At 44.0% G+C, this 16920-nt stretch carries 16 protein-coding genes and 1 tRNA gene; 14 read left to right on the top strand and 3 right to left on the bottom strand.

The window, feature by feature from the left end; all coding sequences use genetic code 11:
• Position 1 precedes the first annotated feature (1 nt).
• The 10 genes from R7O03_RS11275 to R7O03_RS11230 all read left to right on the top strand — a co-directional run bounded on the left by R7O03_RS11275 (position 2) and on the right by R7O03_RS11230 (position 8858).
• Complete coding sequence (locus R7O03_RS11275; RefSeq protein ID WP_005378298.1) at positions 2 to 445, top strand: ExbD/TolR family protein; 444 nt, start codon at positions 2 to 4, stop codon at positions 443 to 445.
• A 13-nt stretch (positions 446 to 458) separates the two neighbouring features.
• Complete coding sequence (gene tolA / locus R7O03_RS11270) at positions 459 to 1526, top strand: cell envelope integrity protein TolA (protein WP_213868328.1); 1068 nt, start codon at positions 459 to 461, stop codon at positions 1524 to 1526.
• Positions 1527 to 1538: 12 nt separating this feature from the next.
• Positions 1539 to 2891 carry a Tol-Pal system beta propeller repeat protein TolB gene (gene tolB, locus R7O03_RS11265; protein WP_213868329.1) on the top strand — a complete coding sequence of 451 codons (1353 nt, stop codon included), beginning with the start codon at positions 1539 to 1541 and terminating at the stop codon, positions 2889 to 2891.
• A gap of 30 nt (positions 2892 to 2921) precedes the next feature.
• On the top strand, positions 2922 to 3446 hold the full coding sequence (pal, locus tag R7O03_RS11260) for a peptidoglycan-associated lipoprotein Pal (RefSeq protein WP_005378293.1): 525 nt from the start codon (positions 2922 to 2924) through the stop codon (positions 3444 to 3446).
• Between the two features lie 15 nt (positions 3447 to 3461).
• Positions 3462 to 4214 (top strand): tol-pal system protein YbgF, encoded by a 753-nt coding sequence (gene ybgF, locus R7O03_RS11255; protein ID WP_213868330.1) that lies wholly within the window; start codon positions 3462 to 3464, stop codon positions 4212 to 4214.
• A 251-nt stretch (positions 4215 to 4465) separates the two neighbouring features.
• Positions 4466 to 5527, top strand: a complete 1062-nt coding sequence (gene nadA / locus R7O03_RS11250) for a quinolinate synthase NadA (protein ID WP_213868331.1) — start codon at positions 4466 to 4468, stop codon at positions 5525 to 5527.
• A 118-nt stretch (positions 5528 to 5645) separates the two neighbouring features.
• Positions 5646 to 6689, top strand: a complete 1044-nt coding sequence (locus tag R7O03_RS11245) for a potassium channel protein (RefSeq protein ID WP_017635053.1) — start codon at positions 5646 to 5648, stop codon at positions 6687 to 6689.
• Positions 6689 to 7105 (top strand): DUF350 domain-containing protein, encoded by a 417-nt coding sequence (locus R7O03_RS11240; protein ID WP_130546634.1) that lies wholly within the window; start codon positions 6689 to 6691, stop codon positions 7103 to 7105. Before R7O03_RS11245 ends, R7O03_RS11240 begins: the two co-directional genes overlap by 1 nt.
• Before the next feature lie 8 nt (positions 7106 to 7113).
• Positions 7114 to 7683, top strand: coding sequence for a DUF1190 domain-containing protein (locus R7O03_RS11235; protein ID WP_318131714.1), 570 nt, complete (start codon positions 7114 to 7116; stop codon positions 7681 to 7683).
• A gap of 8 nt (positions 7684 to 7691) precedes the next feature.
• Positions 7692 to 8858 carry a glutathionylspermidine synthase family protein gene (locus R7O03_RS11230; RefSeq protein WP_005378279.1) on the top strand — a complete coding sequence of 389 codons (1167 nt, stop codon included), beginning with the start codon at positions 7692 to 7694 and terminating at the stop codon, positions 8856 to 8858.
• A 73-nt stretch (positions 8859 to 8931) separates the two neighbouring features.
• Here R7O03_RS11230 and R7O03_RS11225 read toward each other — a convergent pair whose 3' ends face one another.
• Complete coding sequence (locus R7O03_RS11225; protein WP_213868332.1) at positions 8932 to 9543, bottom strand: YecA family protein; 612 nt, start codon at positions 9541 to 9543, stop codon at positions 8932 to 8934.
• 51 nt (positions 9544 to 9594) lie between these two features.
• Here R7O03_RS11225 and R7O03_RS11220 point away from each other — a divergent pair, with 51 nt between their 5' ends.
• The 4 genes from R7O03_RS11220 to R7O03_RS11205 all read left to right on the top strand — a co-directional run bounded on the left by R7O03_RS11220 (position 9595) and on the right by R7O03_RS11205 (position 14996).
• Complete coding sequence (locus R7O03_RS11220; protein WP_047100819.1) at positions 9595 to 12015, top strand: hybrid sensor histidine kinase/response regulator; 2421 nt, start codon at positions 9595 to 9597, stop codon at positions 12013 to 12015.
• A 502-nt stretch (positions 12016 to 12517) separates the two neighbouring features.
• Positions 12518 to 12967: an L-alanine exporter AlaE gene (locus R7O03_RS11215; RefSeq protein ID WP_005378276.1), complete on the top strand. Its 450-nt coding sequence runs from the start codon at positions 12518 to 12520 to the stop codon at positions 12965 to 12967.
• 144 nt (positions 12968 to 13111) lie between these two features.
• Positions 13112 to 13199: transfer RNA gene (locus tag R7O03_RS11210), tRNA-Ser, on the top strand.
• Between the two features lie 93 nt (positions 13200 to 13292).
• Positions 13293 to 14996, top strand: a complete 1704-nt coding sequence (locus tag R7O03_RS11205; protein ID WP_025789108.1) for a site-specific integrase — start codon at positions 13293 to 13295, stop codon at positions 14994 to 14996.
• 127 nt (positions 14997 to 15123) lie between these two features.
• Here the strand turns inward: R7O03_RS11205 and R7O03_RS11200 are convergent, their stop codons facing one another.
• The gene (locus tag R7O03_RS11200; RefSeq protein WP_318131713.1) at positions 15124 to 16071 is read right to left on the bottom strand and encodes a hypothetical protein; all 948 of its coding nucleotides are present in this window, start codon (positions 16069 to 16071) and stop codon (positions 15124 to 15126) included.
• Positions 16072 to 16248: 177 nt separating this feature from the next.
• Positions 16249 to 16809, bottom strand: a complete 561-nt coding sequence (locus R7O03_RS11195; protein ID WP_025789109.1) for a recombinase family protein — start codon at positions 16807 to 16809, stop codon at positions 16249 to 16251.
• Between the last annotated feature and the right edge of the window lie 111 nt (positions 16810 to 16920).

The raw sequence follows: 16920 nt of genomic DNA, 5'->3' as shown, positions 1-16920 counted from the left end.
CATGGCGGGTTATCAACCTAAAAAGCGAAAAATGACAGCGGAGATCAACGTTGTTCCGTATATCGACGTAATGCTCGTACTGTTGATCATTTTTATGGCGACCGCTCCATTTGTGACTCAAGGCGTCGACGTTGATCTTCCGAAAACATCGACCGCAGAATCTATGCAAGACCTTGCTGGCGAGACTGACAGTAGCTTTATTATCATCGAAATTGATAGCGAGGGTAATTTAGGCCTAAGCGTAAATGATGAAGAAGTTCAGCGAGGTTTGTCGTTGCAAGATGTTATTGTGCGAGTGAAAGCGGAGCGAGAGGTTAAGCCGGACTCACCAGTTGCGGTAGGTGGCGACGCGGCAACACCATATGCCGATGTTGTTCTATTGCTTGATGAACTAAGTCGAGCTGGTATCCCTAAGGTAGGTCTAATGACCGATATCAGGGAATAGACATCAATTATCTATGAAAGATCACAAGAAGAAACCCAACCAATACGCCAAACCGATAGCAATATCGGTTGGTTTGCATGCAATTCTAGTTGCAGCCCTGCTTTGGGGGACGGACTTCAACATGTCTAAACCAGAGCCTACAGGGCAAATGGTTCAAGCTGTTGTCATCGATCCAAAACTTGTGCAGCAACAAGCGAAAGAAATTCGCCAGCAACGCGAAAAGGCAGCGAAAAAAGAACAAGAGCGTCTTGATAAACTGAGACGCGAAGCAGAGCAGCTAGAAAAAAACCGCAAAGCTGAAGAAGAGCAAATTCGCAAGTTGAAAGAGCAGCAAGCGAAAGATGCTCAAGCGGCGCGAGAAGCAGAAGCTGCACGTAAGAAAAAAGAGCAAGAGCGCAAGCAGGAAGAAGAACGTGTTCGCAAAGAAAAAGAGCGAGCTGCTAAGCTAGAAAAAGAGCGCAAGGAAAAAGAAGAAGCCGTGCGTAAAGCTGAGCAGGAGCGTTTAGCAAAAGAAGCGGCTATAGCAAAAGCTGAGCAAGAACGTTTGGCTCGTGAAAAAGCAGCAAAAGAAGCGGAAGAAAAAGCACGTAGTGAGCGTGAAGCTGCTGAAAAAGCTGAACAAGAGCGCATTGCAAAAGAGAAAGCGGCAAAAGAGGCAGCGGAGCGAGAGCGTAAAGCGAGAGAAGCAGCTGAGCGTGCCGAGCGTGAGCGTAAAGCTCAAGAAGCCGCGTTAGATGATATTTTTGCGGGTCTCGAGGATGAGGTCAGTAAAAACAGTGCTGCGCGCAATCAATTTATTGACGACGAACTTTCTCGTATGTCATCCATCTATACTCAAAATATTCAGCAAAAGCTGATTAAGGATGACTACTTGCTGGGAAAGGAGTGTAGGGTAAACATCAAATTGATTCCGACAGGAACTGATATGATGGTCTCTGGTGTTACCGTTTTGAGTGGCGATACTCGAGTATGTGCTGCGGCGAAGCGAGCAATAGCTCAGGTAGGGACGTTCCCTAAATCTTCAGAATCAGCGGTCAATGAAAGACTAAAAGACATCAACATAACTGTTGCTTTGGACTAAAAGGAATAAGACGTGATTAGACGCCTTTTACTAGGAATGTTTGTACTGTTTAGCAGTATGACAAATGTGGCGAATGCCGCATTAGAGTTGGTCATTACCGATGGTATTGATTCAGCACGACCAATTGCTGTTGTTCCGTTTAAGTGGGAGGGCACACAAGCGCTTCCAACGGATGTTTCTGCTGTTATCGCCTCGGATTTACAACGTAGTGGTAAATTCAGCCCAGTTCCAACGAGCAAAATGCCACAAACACCGTTCAGTGAATCAGAAGTTAATTTTGATGCTTGGACCAATTTAGGTGTGGATGCGCTATTGACTGGTTCAATCAAGCAAAACGACCAAGGTGACTACGTTATCAACTATCAACTTGTTGATATTGTGCGTGGTCAGTTAACAGGTGGGAAGAGTAAGGCGCTTGGTAGTGACGGTGAATTAGTCCTGTCAAAAGATCATGTGCTGTTCAATAAAGTAGCCACTGTTCAAGGGCCTCGTATGCGTGAGTACGCTCACCGTATCTCTGATTTGGTGTATGAGCAGTTAACTGGCGACCGTGGCGCTTTCATGACTCGTATCGCATATGTGGTAGTGAACGATAAAGACCGTTTCCCTTACCAACTTCGAGTCGCTGATTACGATGGCTACAATGAGCGTCTGGTTTTACGCTCTAAGCAACCATTAATGTCACCAGCGTGGTCACCCGATGGTAAAAAGCTTGCATATGTTAGCTTCCAAAATGGCCAAGCAGAAATCTTCATCATGAACATCTACACCGGTGAACGTGAGAAAATTACTTCATACCCACGTCACAATGGTGCGCCAAGATTTTCGCCAGATGGCAATAATTTAGCGATTGTTCTTTCTAAAACAGGCTCGCTTCATGTTTATACGTTTGACCTTAACACTCGTAAGCTGACGCAAATTACGCGTGGCAGATCAAATAATACGGAACCGTTCTGGCATCCGGATGGAAAATCGTTGATTTTCACATCGGATAGGGGTGGTAAACCACAGATTTATCAAGTAAATTTGGGCAGCGGTTCTATTGACCGTTTGACTTGGCAAGGCAGCCAAAATTTGGGTGGTCAGATTACTCCTGATGGGCGATTCCTAGTTATGGTGAACCGCAGCAACGCAGGATTTAATTTGGCGAAACAAGATTTGGAAACTGGTGCTCTTCAAGTCTTAACTAAGACCTTGCTTGATGAGTCTCCTAGTATTGCCCCAAACGGTGGCATGGTTGTGTATAGCTCGATTTACAACAAGAAAAACGTACTATCGATGGTGTCAATTGATGGTCGATTCAAAGCTAGATTACCGGCAACAAATGGGCGTGTTCGAGCGCCTGCATGGTCACCGTTTTTGTAGTAATAAGTTTGATTAATAAAGGAAAATAAGATGCAACTGAACAAGGTTCTAAAAGGGCTACTAATCGCGCTTCCTGTAATGGCTGTTACAGCGTGTAGTTCAAGCGACGACGCTGCTTCTAACACTGGTGCAGCAACAAACAACAATGGCGCAGTGGAAACAACAGTAGCTACGCCAATTGATCAAAGCGGTCAGTTGACAGAGCAAGAGCTAAAAGAGCAAGCGCTACGTGAAACTCAAACAATCTACTTTGCTTTTGACAACTCAACAATTGCAGCAGATTACGAAGAGATGCTAGCGGCTCACGCTTCTTACCTAAGCAAGAACCCAGCACTTAACGTAACTATCGAAGGTCACGCTGATGAGCGTGGTACTCCTGAGTACAACATCGCTCTAGGTGAGCGTCGTGCACAAGCAGTAGCGAACTACCTACAAGCACTAGGTGTTCAAGCTGACCAAATCTCAATCGTTAGCTACGGTGAAGAGAAGCCACTTCTTCTAGGTCAATCAGATGAAGTTTACGCTAAGAACCGTCGCGCGGTTCTAGTATACTAATTCGAGGTAATCCTCATGTTCAGTAACACTAAGCGCGCTGTTGCGCTTACGTTACTGGCAAGTGCAGCGAACTTTGCGTTCGCTGCACCAGCTCCAGTATCCGATCTCAACAGCACATCATCCGTCTCTAAGAGCCGTTCATCTGAAACGGAAGTAGAGCGTCTAGAGCGCTTGCTACAAAACCGCAATCGCGTTCAGCTCCAAATGCAACAGCAAATTGACCAAATGTCACAAGAGATCAGTGAATTACGTGGTCAATTAGAGCGAAATAGCTACGAAATGAAGCAAATGTTGCAACGTCAACGGGAGTTGTTTGTCGAGCTGGATCGTGTTCGTGGAGAGATAAAATCCGCGCCTGCGCAAGAAGCGAAACCGGCTAAAACAGGTGGTCAGTACACACCAAATGTTGATGAGCAAACGGCATACCAAAATGCAGTCGACCTCATCCTCAAGAAACGTGACTACACTGGCGCAATTGCAGCGTTCCAGCAGTTTCAGAAAGATTATCCTGATTCTACATATTCAGCTAATTCTCACTACTGGTTAGGTCAGTTGTACTTCGCTAAAAAGCAGGATGAGGATGCAGTGAAAAGTTTTGCCGCTGTGGTGTCTTATAAAGACTCCAATAAGCGAGCCGATGCGTTGCTTAAGTTAGGCGAAATCGCTGAGCGTAATAGCAATGCAGCTCAAGCGAAAAAGTACTACCAACAAGTGGTTGATGAATACCCAGGTAGTGCATCTGCAAAACTTGCCAGCTCTAAGCTGTAAGACGTTATGTTTTAAAAAGGAAGCTTCGGCTTCCTTTTTCTTTTCCATTTTCTGTTGGTGCAGAACGGCTAAGTCGATAGCAATGATGCAGATCCTCTGACCTTATGTTGCACCGAATTTCGCTACTCGGAAATGCTACCTGTAACAAAGATATACGGCTAGACCGCTAGAAATCCCCGCGACAAGTTGGTTTTTGAAAATTAACGAGGTTACAATACTCGGATTAAAGGAAGTTGCGTAGAGCAAGAGCAATGAGCCATATATTAGATAAAATCGACACTGTTTACCCATTCCCACCGAAACCAGTTCCATTAAGCGAAGAAGAAAAAGCATCTTACATTGAGCGTATTAAAAAGTTACTCAAAGAAAAAGATGCGGTACTTATCGCGCACTACTATACCGACCCTGAGATTCAAGCCCTAGCTGAAGACACTGGCGGGTTTGTTGGTGACTCGTTGGAAATGGCGAAGTTTGGTAATCGTCACCCTGCAAGTACATTGATTATTGGTGGTGTTCGCTTTATGGGCGAGTCGGCCAAAATTCTGACACCAGAAAAGCGCATTCTAATGCCAACGTTGGAAGCGGAATGTTCGCTCGACCTTGGCTGTCCTGCGGATAAGTTCAGCGAGTTTTGTGATGCTCACCCTGATCATACGGTTGTAGTTTACGCAAACACCTCAGCAGCGGTTAAAGCCCGTGCCGACTGGGTCGTTACATCGAGTATTGCGCTTGAAATCGTGGAACACTTAGACGCTGAAGATAAGCCAATTATTTGGGGACCAGACCGTCACCTAGGATCGTACATCGCTAACAAAACTGGCGCAGATATGCTGCTTTGGCAGGGTGAGTGTGTGGTTCATGATGAGTTCTCTGCTGATGCGCTACGAAAAATGAAGAGCGTGTATCCAGATGCGGCTATTTTGGTTCACCCTGAGTCACCAGCAAGCGTCGTAGAACTTGCCGATGCCGTTGGATCAACGAGTCAGCTGATCAAAGCAGCGAAAGCGCTTCCTCACAAACAAATGATCGTTGCGACAGACAAAGGCATTTTCTTTAAAATGCAGCAACTTGTGCCAGAGAAAGAACTTATCGAAGCGCCAACCGCAGGTGCAGGCGCAACATGTCGCAGCTGTGCACACTGTCCTTGGATGGCAATGAACGGTTTGAAAGCAATTGAGAAAGCGCTTAGTGAAGGTGGTGAAGAGCACGAGATTTTTGTTAACGAAGAACTGCGTGTTAAATCCCTTATACCGCTTAACCGCATGCTAGAGTTTGCTGAGCAGCTAAATATGCAAGTGAAAGGTAATGCTTAAAAAGTAGGCGTAACTGAAAGTAAATCTCAAAAACCAGCCGAATATGGCTGGTTTTTTTGTGTCTTACTATCAATGAGTTACTATTGATGCAGTCAATGAATATCGAGGTCATAAATTTATGGCGGTGTGGTTAGTAGTTAAAAAGTGGCTTAGTTCCCACCTTTTTAAATTGAGCAACCGAAGCCTTCTCATCTTTAGTGGCTTATATGTGAGCCTTTCATGGTGGCTGCTGGTTCTCGCTGGTGAAACCGCATTAACAGACAGTTTCGCTAACTTTATCTATTACCTCATGGTTACGGCGAGTACGGTGGGTTATGGCGACCATTCTCCAGTAACAGATTTGGGTAAATGGGTTGTCGTACTATTCGTAATCCCCGGCGGTTTGAGCTTATTCGCCGCATTATTGGGGCGTGTCGCTGGAGCAGCGATGGACTATTGGCGAGCGGGTATTTTAGGAAAACGGAGAGTAAGAGTGGAAAACCATATTGTATTGTTGGGCTGGAATGGATCGAGAACGATGCACCTTATTCGCATGTTACAACATGAAGAAGAGGGAAAGCGCCCGATTGTTTTATGCAGCCGTTCAGAAATAGAGAACCCGTTACCTGGCGAAATCAGTTTTATCAAAGTGACCAGTTATACCGATTCGCAAGAGATGAAAAACGCCAATATTGCCGAAGCCGCTTGCATTATTGTGGATAATCTCTCGGACGACATTACCTTGTCAGCCGCTCTGTACTGCGCATCTGTAAACCCTTCCGCTCATTTGGTCGCTTACTTTAAAGATGAAGCGCTAGGCCGACTTCTAAGTCAGCATTGCCCGAAAGCGGAATGCATACCGGCTGTTGGCGCAGAAATGTTGGCAAAAGCGGCGGTTGACCCGGGCTCAAGTGCGCTTCATCAGGAGCTTTTGGCTTCAACACGAGGTATGACGCAATACTCAGTTATTTATCCCGAGGGTCAGTCTGCCACCACTATTGAGAATCTCTTCGTTTTTCTCAAAAGACGCCATCATGCCACGCTGATTGCTTTTGATATTGGCGATGGTATTCAACTCAACCCAGATTTAGATGCTGAAGTACCCGCGAGTACCAAGCTGTTTTACATTGCAGATGAACGTATTGAAGATTTTGCCTGGAAAGAAATGAACAAGGAACAATAATGCACATGATTGCCGGCCTGTTAACAGGCTTCCCAAACTTTTTACTCTATTTCTCTGTTTCTATTATTTTTGTATTGGCGTTTAAGTTCATCTACGTCAAGTTGACGCCATACGATGAGTGGCATCTGATTAAAGAAAAACAAAATACAGCAGCAGCGATTGCGCTAAGTGGGGCTTTCCTTGGTTACTGTCTCGCGATTTCGGGGGCGGCAAAAAACTCGGTCAATATCGTCGATTTTATGGTGTGGGGCGTTGTTGCAATGCTTGCTCAAATTATCGCATTTGCAATTGTACGCTTTATTTTACTTCCGAAAGTGGCAGAGCGTATCGAAAAAGATGAACTGCCAGCCGGTATTGTATTAGCCGCAGTTTCTGTTTCGGTCGGCGTATTGAATGCCGCTTGCATGACTTACTAGGAGGAACGATGAAGCGGAGTTCTAACGTTAAACGTTCTTCCATGGACAAAAGCTTAAAGCTTGGGAAAATTCTTCCCTTTGCTGCCTTTGGTGGTATTTTCTTCTTTGCTACGTACGAGTCAAAAACAGAAGGGTACATTTTTTCTGATGCTGATGAGTGTAAATCTAACTCGCCTGAGTTTAGTGAACAGTGTGACACTGCATACCAAGAAGCTTTAGCTCGTGCCGAACAAAATGCCCCTCGCTACCGCAGCGAGTTCGAATGCGAGAATGATTTCTACGAGGATGCTTGTTACTACAGTTCCAGTTCCCGAGCTTATGTACCTAACTTTGGCGGTTTTTTTTACAGTCGCTCATTAAGCGGGTTGAAAGGTTATAACAAGAGCTATTACTCAGAGCCGATGTACCGTTATAAATCCAAATTCTATAATGGAGCAGGACAATTCTTTGGCTCCTACCGAAACCAGCCGACCAAAGTTGCGACTAATAGCCTTAATAAACGTGGTGGCGGCACCATTGGCAGGGCGATGTCTCGAGGCGGGTTTGGTAAAGCGGTGTCGGTCAGTCGAGGCGGTTAAAAAGCACTATGTTTCGACGAGAAATACAAGAGCGCGAAAACTGGCGTGAATTAGCACGCCAGTTTGGTTTTGGTTTCCATACCATGTATGACCAACCGTATTGGGATGAGAGTGCTTACTATCAATTCACGCTGGAGCAAATTGAGCGCGATATAGAAGCGCCCACTGAAGAGCTGCATCAGATGTGCCTGGCTATTGTGGATGAAGTCGTTCGGAGTGAGCGGTTGCTGACGCAATGTGCGATCCCTGAATCTATGTGGGAGCAGGTCGCTTCTTCATGGAGACGAAGCGAACCTTCGCTTTATTCGCGGCTGGATTTCGCGTACAACGGGACCTCGCCAGCAAAATTACTGGAAAACAATGCGGATACGCCAACCAGCTTGTTTGAAACTGGCTTTTGGCAGTGGGTGTGGCTAGAAGATGTTGTAAATAAAGGTCGAGTTCACCAGAGCGCGGATCAATTCAATATTCTTCAAGACTTTTTGATCGAGCGCTTTGCCGAAATAGCAAAATACCAACCAGGACAAACACTTCACTTTAGCTGCTGCAAGTACACTGAAGAAGATAAAGGGACTGTCCAGTATTTAGAGGATTGCGCGCGAGAGGCAGGGTTAGCAACGGCATTCGTGCATGTCGAAGATATTGGAGTGACGGAAGATGGTCTGTTTGTGGATGCTGACGACAGAGCGATTCGTTGGATGTTTAAGCTTTACCCTTGGGAGTTTATGTTTGAAGAGGAATATGCGAAGTACTTAGCGACTGCGAACGTAAACTGGTTAGAACCGATGTGGAAGTCGATTCTATCCAATAAAGCACTTTTACCGTTATTGTGGGAGCGCTTTCCTAACCACCCGAACCTTTTGCCCGCTTATTTTGCTAACGATTCAAAAGCGAACACTATGAGAGATTATGTCATCAAGCCACTATTTTCTCGAGAGGGCGCGAACATCGAGATCGTCATCGATGGAAAACGTTTTGTTAAAACGTCAGGGCCTTATGAATCTAAATTTAATATCGTCCAACAATACCATCCACTACCTAAGTTTGGGCAAAACCATACGTTAATTGGCAGTTGGTTGGTCAATGATAGAGCTGCCGGTATTTCGATTAGGGAAGACAGTAGCTTAGTGACTCAAGATATGGCGCGGTATATTCCACATGTAATTTTAACATGATCAAAAAAGCTCTCCATTTGGAGAGCTTTTTGTCTATTCAGCCGTTCAATCTTGATGGTCGACAGCGTTGCGTCTATTGTTCTTCAGCTAATGCAACACCGCGCTGGGTAAGACCACATAACATCACTGGCATTGCATTGAAGATCTCTTCAAACTGCTCTAAGCCTTCCATACCTTGTTCGGCCAATGTTTCAATGGTTGTTTCTGAGTCGTAAAGCATAGTAAGAGAAAGTAAAACACCACCGAGTAGGGCATTATCTTCGCTATCCTCAGGCATCAACGTTTCCCAGTCATCACGCGCAAGTTGCCAGCCTTGTAATACACCTTCACAGAAATCGCGAGCCTGACTTGTTACAATGTCTTGCTCATCTAGCGCGCACCCTGCAGGCCACTGCCAAGTGCCTTCTAGGAGAGCGGGACGAGTTTGGTTCCACATTTGTACAATCTCGTCAATGTACTGCTCTAGTTGTTCACCGTCAGTAAATGGCGCTGTTTCTTCTCCACCCCATAAGAATGGCAACCACTCTTGAGGCATTAATACGTTTGGCGCTGCAGCCATCGCTGTTACAAAGCCTTGAGTTTTTGCTAGGTTTAGTAGTTTACCGTCAAGTTCTGGGAGAGAAAGGATGTCTTGTAGTTTCAAAATAGAATACCATTTGTTAATGGGCTGGTTGATTGCGCTCATCTTACCAATCAATTAGTGATAAATCGATATTAGGGAATGATTCACACATCTATGGAAATTCGCTCATCACTTAGAAAAAAAAGCATTCTCGCCCTAACACTTTACCTGTGCTTCTTTATCGCCACTATCGGTTCTGTCGCCTATTTGGTTGTTGAGCCACCAGTTAGACAAAAGCTAGAGCAAAACCTAGAGTTACGTACCCAACTCCTGGCTCTTGAGATAAAAGAGCCCCTCCTCAGTTCTACAGGTGTATTGAGCAGCTTAGTAGGGCTAGCCCAAGGGACTGAAAATATTCAATCTCTCAACACAATAATTCCACATATTCTTCAATTGAGTGACAAGATGCTTGTTAGTGGTGGTGTATGGCCTAAACCCGAACTCAAAGCAGAACAATGGAGATATAAAAGTCTATTCTTCAATAAAAACAGTGATAGTGGTATTGACCAAATTCACTCCTACAATAACCCCGAATCTGGCGGTTATGATAATGAACCCTGGTATGTCGCTGCCGCCGATGCTCCGGTAGGTTCTGTTAGTTGGTCTACGGTTTACATCGATACCTTTACTCAGGTCCAGATGATTACCGCGTCTTCTCCGTACTACCAAAACGGTCGATTCGCTGGAGTTGTAACGGTAGACCTATCACTTGATGCACTTTTTCAGTTTATTCGAGAGCACACGAACCAGCATTCTTTGGGGGTAGTGGTTCGCGATGCTGACTCAAACGTGATTATTGAACACAACTTTCAACTGACGGACGAAATTTATGTCAGCGAGCTTGATTTCGGAGAGTTCGATTGGCGCATGGAAGTTGTCAACGCAAAAGCTAAAGTCGCTGATCAAGTGTTTGAACAAGTGATGAGCGTTGAGGGGAGGATCATTCCATTTTTGCTCTTGTGTGTCTTGGTCGGTTACTACTTACTGAATCGCTATATTGTTGAACCAATTGTTCGCATTGCCGCTAAGATTGATGACTCGAAAACTGGTGGGATCATAGATATTGACTACGATAGCGATGACGAAATCGGACAGCTTATCGAGAAGTTCAATGAAAAGACGATCTATTTAGAGCAGGAGAGAATAAAAGCTCAGGCTTCGACAAACGCTAAGACGGCATTCTTAGCCACATTGTCCCACGAGATTCGCACACCAATGAACGGTGTACTAGGAACTGCCCAGATACTGTTAAAAACACCACTTACCGATGAGCAGCGTAAGCACCTGAGAACACTTTATGATTCAGGTGATCACATGATGACATTACTCAATGAGATTTTAGATTACTCAAAAATTGAACAAGGGCATGTTGAGTTTGAAAATAAGCCTTTCCCAATTGAGTCGATTATCGGCAGTATCAAGAGTGTTTATCAAACGCTATGTGCAGAAAAAGGTCTTCGCTTTAGAGTAGTCTCGCATTTACCAACGGGTCGTTGGTACAACAATGACAAAGCCCGTTTGCGTCAAGTATTGTTCAATCTACTCAATAACGCTGTTAAGTTCACCGATCGTGGCATCGTAGAGGTAGAGCTAGCCGAGAAATCGAGTAAGGCAGGCACCAAGCTGATACTAAAGGTAAAAGATACAGGAATTGGTATTTCAAAAGAGGCACAAAAACGCATTTTTCGTCCTTTTGAGCAAGCGGAGTCATCAACGACTAGACGGTTTGGTGGTACAGGGCTTGGTTTAGCAATAGTCAAAGAAATCGCGGAACATATGGGTGGGCAAGTGGTTGTAGAGAGTCAGGAGGACGCTGGAACGACTTTTACTGTCGAAATTGCCCTTACACCTTGCAAGCCGGGTAAAGTAGAGTCAATCAATACACATAAATTGAACTGTAAAGGGTTGAAAGCACTCATTGTTGAAGACAACCGAACAAATGCGATCATTATGGAAACTTTCCTCCGAGCCAAGGGCTTTGAGTGCACAAGTGTCGAAAATGGTCAGCTTGCAGTCGATGAGGTTGCGATCAAACCATTTGATTTGATACTGATGGATAATCATATGCCTGTTCTAGATGGCGTTGGGGCCATATCAGCCATTCGAGCAATGAGTTCACCTGCTAAGTCGGTACTGATTTTTGGCTGTACAGCGGATGTGTTCAAAGAAACACAAGAGCGTATGATTAATGTAGGAGCAGATCACATAATAGCGAAACCAATAGTGGAGTCTGAATTAAATGATGCACTGTATCTTCATGCGACACAGTTATATCAGTACCAATCGGACTTTGATGGAAATGCAGCAGATAGCTTTAATGCTGAAAAGTGGTTACTCAACTTCTATGTCGCTCTAGATAATGGACATCTTAATGAAGCACTTGAGGCTATTTCAGCGATCATTGCGGAGGCTCCCCTTGAACTCAGTGGCGACGTTTCTTCAGTCGCCGAACGGATAAGAAGTAACTTAAAGCGTCAGCAATCCCCAGACCAAGATGATATCGATACATTAACGATTTTGCTGGCCTCACCATAATTTAATCAATATGGCGCAACTGTGAATTGTTCTTACTATTCATACGTCATCCAGCTTCGTGACAAACTCTTCTAACCCGCAATGAACAGGCTTGCAGTTTTACTTTTACGAGTAAAACAGCAAGACCTTCTACTGTGATTATATCGGTAATACTCTGAATTTTCGCAACTTGGTAGCATAAGCTATAGGAGTGACTGTTTTCGGTCCGAGTTTTGTTCTAACTTTACGTCGAAATAATTATCGTAACCCCTTTTTATGTAAGTGAAATCCGTGTTTTTGTACCATTTTTACGTGATTTTAGGCGTTTTTACTCGCCATTGGTGAAAAAAACTACTTTTACTTTAAAAGTTGGTTATAAATTTACAACTTAATTTTAAATACAGAACCATAAGCTGGTTTTTGTGTGCTCTAATTGCATCATTAACTGGCTTGGTGTCTTTTTAGTGGTTAATAGTTTTATTGTTTTTATTAATTGCAGTGTTTGATTTTAAGGGTTTTGTAAATGAAGTCTCGTGGACCATTTTGTATTCGTCACGCCGCAGCGGATACCTTTGCTATGGTTGTTTTTTGCTTTATCACAGGGATGATTGTCGAGATTTTGATTTCAGGGATGACATTTGAGCAATCTCTAGCATCGCGTACGCTATCGATTCCAGTGAATATCGCCATTGCTTGGCCGTATGGGGTTTTTCGTGATTGGGTGCTGCATCAAGGTAGTAAGGTGTCGCCGTCTTCCTTTATGAAGAACATCTCTGATCTGGTCGCTTATGTACTATTTCAATCTCCAGTTTATGCGGGTATTTTATTCGCAGTTGGCGCGTCTACAGATCAAATTGTGACCGCAGTGGCAAGTAACGCTGTTATTTCTTGTGGCATGGGTGTGTTGTATGGGTACTTCTTGGACATGTGCCGCCGTTGGTTCCGTGTTCCCGGTTATTCTCAAAGCATGTAAATGCCCCAGTTTTGCTCAATTTAGTTACTTAGTGAGCAATCGATTCGAAAAGGGCGCTTTTTTTTATGTTTAGCCTTGACCATCAGGCACATAATCATTAAATTAGCGCCTCGTTAGCCAATGATGCTAACCAAAATTTGATTCGGTGAGTTGTCCGAGTGGCTGAAGGAGCACGCCTGGAAAGTGTGTATACGGCAACGTATCGAGAGTTCGAATCTCTCACTCACCGCCACATTCTATAAGCCCTTGTAGTGTAAGAACTTCTTATAATACAGGGGTTTGGTGTTTTAATGTAAGCTGCCTACTGGTACAAAGAGTAGGTACAATGTCGAACATCATGGCAAGTCCTTATAAGCATCCTCAGACTGGTGTTTACTACTTTAGAATGGCTGTCCCAAAAAAGCTGGTTCCTATAATCGGTAAGACAGTCTTCAAGAAATCTCTTCAAACGAAAAACCTTTCTGAAGCAAAGCAGCGATTTCCTCAGCATCTTGATGATGCGCTCAAGCAAATCGACTTCGCTAATTTAAAGCTATCTAATTCATCTGATATTGAGCTTAATGTCCGTGATTGCGCGATCATTGCCGAGCGTTGGTATCTGCGTGTCAAAGATGAGGTTGATGGTAATGGTAACTATGATTGCTATCTTCGATATGAATGGTATGGCGTTGAGGGCGATAAGCGTCTCCACGTATTCGGCTTATCTGACACATTTGAGTTTAGTGGTCTAGATGCGTCAAAAGCTACTGAAGAGGAATATCAAGAGCTTTTGGAAGGCTTGAAAGATTTCATTGAAGAACAGCTAAACATAGAAGGTTTAGTTGTATGTGAGACAAGCGCTTCATATAGACGTTTGGTTTACGCTTTTTACGATTACGCCCGTCGAGTTGAGTCTCTCTGTTTGGCTCGTCACAAGCGAGACTTTGGGTATGAGCCAGTGACCACTCCAATCGCTAGTGAGTCCCTTTCAGTGTCTAAGCCTGATAAGATACCGTCTAGGGCTTTGAAACCATCTCAGAACTCCATTTCGAGCCTATTGAAGCGTTACCTTGAGTCTGCATCTATTAATGGCAAAGCTTCTCAATCCTTGGCAGAGGTTGAGTCTCAGATAGAGCGTCTTATAGAGATAATAGGGGATCTAGATGTTGCTGATGTAACGAGAGGTCATATCTCAAAATACAAAGATACCCTGTTACAATTGCCTAAGTCTAAAGCTAAAGAGATTAGAAACAAATCAGTACCTGAGCAGCTTGAGCTTGTTAAAACAAAAGGGCTTGAGACAATATCTCCTTCAACCGTTAAGACTATTCTCAGAAAGACTTCTCCTGTATTTGGCTATGCTGTTGAGCTTGGTCTGATAGACGTCAACCCGTACAAAGGCGTAACACTTCCTAAAGTACAGAATAAGTCTGCGGTAGCGGAAGCTAAAGGTTTTACTCCTAGTGAGATCAATCAGTTATTTAAGCTAGATATATTCACTGATGTCACTGCTAGTAAGCCTTATGGCATGGCTTGTTATTGGGTGCCTCTTCTATGCAGGTATACGGGTTCTCGGATTGAAGAAATGGTTCAACTCAGAAGTTCAGATATACAACGATCAGACGAAGATATTCACTTTATTTATGTTCGTGAGGGTGAAGAGCAGAACGTAAAAAACGTTAAGTCTGTTCGACAAGTACCGATTCATGAGCACCTCATTGATTTAGGCTTTTTGGATTATGTGGCGTCCTGTGGAGAGTTTCTATTCCCTGAGCACAAGCCAAACAAACACGGTAAAAGGTCTGGTGCTATTGGTAAGTGGTGGAGTAAACAGGTCAAGACGGTAGGCATAACCAAGCAGCCATCACACTCGTTTAGGCACTCTTTGAGAACAGTTTTGCGTGGTCTAGGAGTGGTTGATTCTGTTAGTGATGCTATCACTGGTCACGCTCCGGCTAATATCGGTGCAGCATACGGTACGGTTGATATGAAGGCTAAGAAGAAAGCAATAGACTGTTTGCCTAGGTTGGCTGTCCCACGTCTTTGGTAGCTTTTAGTTAATGTATTTACACTGTTGTGTACACCTAAAGTCTCCCCACTGTTCACACGTGTACACTTTGGTCTTAAATAGCCCGTAGGCCTTGTGGTATAAGGCTTACGAGCTCGCAATGTTATTTCTAAAAGTCGTAGTTTTCGGTTACGTTAGGGGCTTTATTTCCACTATTTTTATCTTGAATACTCCCTTCGATAGTCCCAGCTTGTTCCAGCCACTTACTCCGTTGAGATATCGAGATACCTAATTGAGATCTCCTAGTGACCTTTCTTAAACCTTCCCTGAAGATATCCTCTCCAAAGAACTCAATGAGGCGGCTGATGCTATTTGAGACGTCTTTAATTTGCTTTTGCTCCCACTGCTCATCATCTTTGTCAGATATATTATCTTTGCCCTTAAAAGCATCTGAGAGGCGTCTAATCTTCGGAAACCCCTTAGAGTCCCAGCAGCTTTGGGGTAGGTAATAACGTGACTCCAAGCCAAACTGGAGGCCTTCAACAAAGCTCTCTAAGTCGTTCATCTCGATGTCAGTCCCTAATGCTTCTTTACAAGCTTTTAAGCCGTTAGCAATGTGTGCAGCCTGACCACGACTACATCCAACAAGCTCACATACTTGAGAGACGCTTAGGTCAAACTCTCGGTTAACAATTAGCTTGCGAAACTGAGCTTGCATTACTTCATCTTTAGTAACTCCAACCCCATGCGCTTGATTGACATCTTGGGCTGCTGAGAATGCCTCAGCGTAAGTACGGTTTTCTATGATCAACGAGTTAATCATCAATTCAGCATCGGGGTTTTCTTCAAGGTACTTCAAACAAGCTCCAGTGCGGTGGAAACCATCCACTACGTAATACTTATCATCAACCACAAAAACAGTGATAGGCTGCCTTATAGGCTGTATAGGCTGTCCATTACGAAGATCTTCAAGAATCTCCTTGCTTTGACTCTCTTGCTTAATCTCTTGCGCTGAACGTACTCGTTTGTCTTTTATGAGTTCAACGTCACGGGCTTGCATCGCGGGATCGAGTATGAGAGTTCGAGGGTCTAAATACGCAAATCTGCTATCTGCCATGAATTGATTCATAGTGTGTTATGTACCTGTAGGTCTATGACTGATTATTAATGTTTCTCTTTTTGGTTTGATTGGAACCCTAGGAGGGGGGGAGGGTTCGGGGTAATGCGAATCCATCACGATTGCACTGCCCAGCTATTTTTACACAATATGTGCGCTTGGTTTTTTGATTTTTACTTACTTGAGGTTTGTTGATAGAGCTCTTTGTACTGTTGAAAGAGAGACTCCTACTTGAGCTGCTATTTTCCTTAAAGACATTCCTTGTGAACGTAGCTCAGCGATACGCTGGTGGTTAGTTGTGTTAGTTGGTCTACCTTTATATTTCCCTGCTGCTTTAGCTTTCTCAATGCCTTCCTGACGTCTTTCCTGAATCATTGCTAACTCGAATTGAGCTACAGCTCCTAGCATGTTCAGCATGAGCTCAGACATATGATCGCTTCCACCAGCATTAAAGCTTAGGTTTTCCTTGTGGAATCTCACGCTAACACCTTGGTTAGTCCAGTCGTTTATTAGCTGCTTTAAATCAACCAAATTACGCGCTAGGCGGTCGATGCTATGAACGTGGATTGTATCTCCTTCTCGAACGTAGTCTTTAAGAGCTTCTAATGCTGGTCGTTTAGTTGAGCCACCACTGCATTTATCTGTAAAGCTCTTATCAAAGGTGATACCAGAATCTGTAAGTTGACGGTCTGTATTTTGGTTTGTGGTCGAAACACGTAGATAAGCTATGTGTGCCATTAGGTGTACCCGTTTAACTCTAAGATGTTAGAAATTTTATTGTGGTCACAATTCAAATTCAACCCTATTGGGTACTGTTTGATCAAGGTTTGACCGTAGTCGTTTGGGTAT

Source organism: Vibrio sp. Vb2960, assembly GCF_033337665.1.
GTDB lineage: Bacteria > Pseudomonadota > Gammaproteobacteria > Enterobacterales > Vibrionaceae > Vibrio > Vibrio alginolyticus.
Note: the sequence above shows the minus strand (reverse complement) of the source record. Positions and strands in the feature narration are given on the sequence as shown.

Bases quoted from the DNA above. Each gene is read 5' to 3' on its own strand.
- R7O03_RS11275 (WP_005378298.1), top strand. From the start codon at position 2: ATGGCGGGTTATCAACCTAAAAAGCGAAAAATGACAGCGGAGATCAAC.
- R7O03_RS11205 (WP_025789108.1), top strand. From the start codon at position 13,293: ATGTCGAACATCATGGCAAGTCCTTATAAGCATCCTCAGACTGGTGTT.
- R7O03_RS11200 (WP_318131713.1), bottom strand. From the start codon at position 16,071: ATGGCAGATAGCAGATTTGCGTATTTAGACCCTCGAACTCTCATACTC.
- R7O03_RS11215 (WP_005378276.1), top strand. From the start codon at position 12,518: ATGAAGTCTCGTGGACCATTTTGTATTCGTCACGCCGCAGCGGATACC.
- R7O03_RS11220 (WP_047100819.1), top strand. From the start codon at position 9,595: ATGGAAATTCGCTCATCACTTAGAAAAAAAAGCATTCTCGCCCTAACA.
- R7O03_RS11245 (WP_017635053.1), top strand. From the start codon at position 5,646: ATGGCGGTGTGGTTAGTAGTTAAAAAGTGGCTTAGTTCCCACCTTTTT.
- ybgF (WP_213868330.1), top strand. From the start codon at position 3,462: ATGTTCAGTAACACTAAGCGCGCTGTTGCGCTTACGTTACTGGCAAGT.
- R7O03_RS11225 (WP_213868332.1), bottom strand. From the start codon at position 9,543: ATGAGCGCAATCAACCAGCCCATTAACAAATGGTATTCTATTTTGAAA.
- R7O03_RS11195 (WP_025789109.1), bottom strand. From the start codon at position 16,809: ATGGCACACATAGCTTATCTACGTGTTTCGACCACAAACCAAAATACA.
- nadA (WP_213868331.1), top strand. From the start codon at position 4,466: ATGAGCCATATATTAGATAAAATCGACACTGTTTACCCATTCCCACCG.
- R7O03_RS11240 (WP_130546634.1), top strand. From the start codon at position 6,689: ATGCACATGATTGCCGGCCTGTTAACAGGCTTCCCAAACTTTTTACTC.
- tolA (WP_213868328.1), top strand. From the start codon at position 459: ATGAAAGATCACAAGAAGAAACCCAACCAATACGCCAAACCGATAGCA.
- R7O03_RS11230 (WP_005378279.1), top strand. From the start codon at position 7,692: ATGTTTCGACGAGAAATACAAGAGCGCGAAAACTGGCGTGAATTAGCA.
- pal (WP_005378293.1), top strand. From the start codon at position 2,922: ATGCAACTGAACAAGGTTCTAAAAGGGCTACTAATCGCGCTTCCTGTA.
- R7O03_RS11235 (WP_318131714.1), top strand. From the start codon at position 7,114: ATGAAGCGGAGTTCTAACGTTAAACGTTCTTCCATGGACAAAAGCTTA.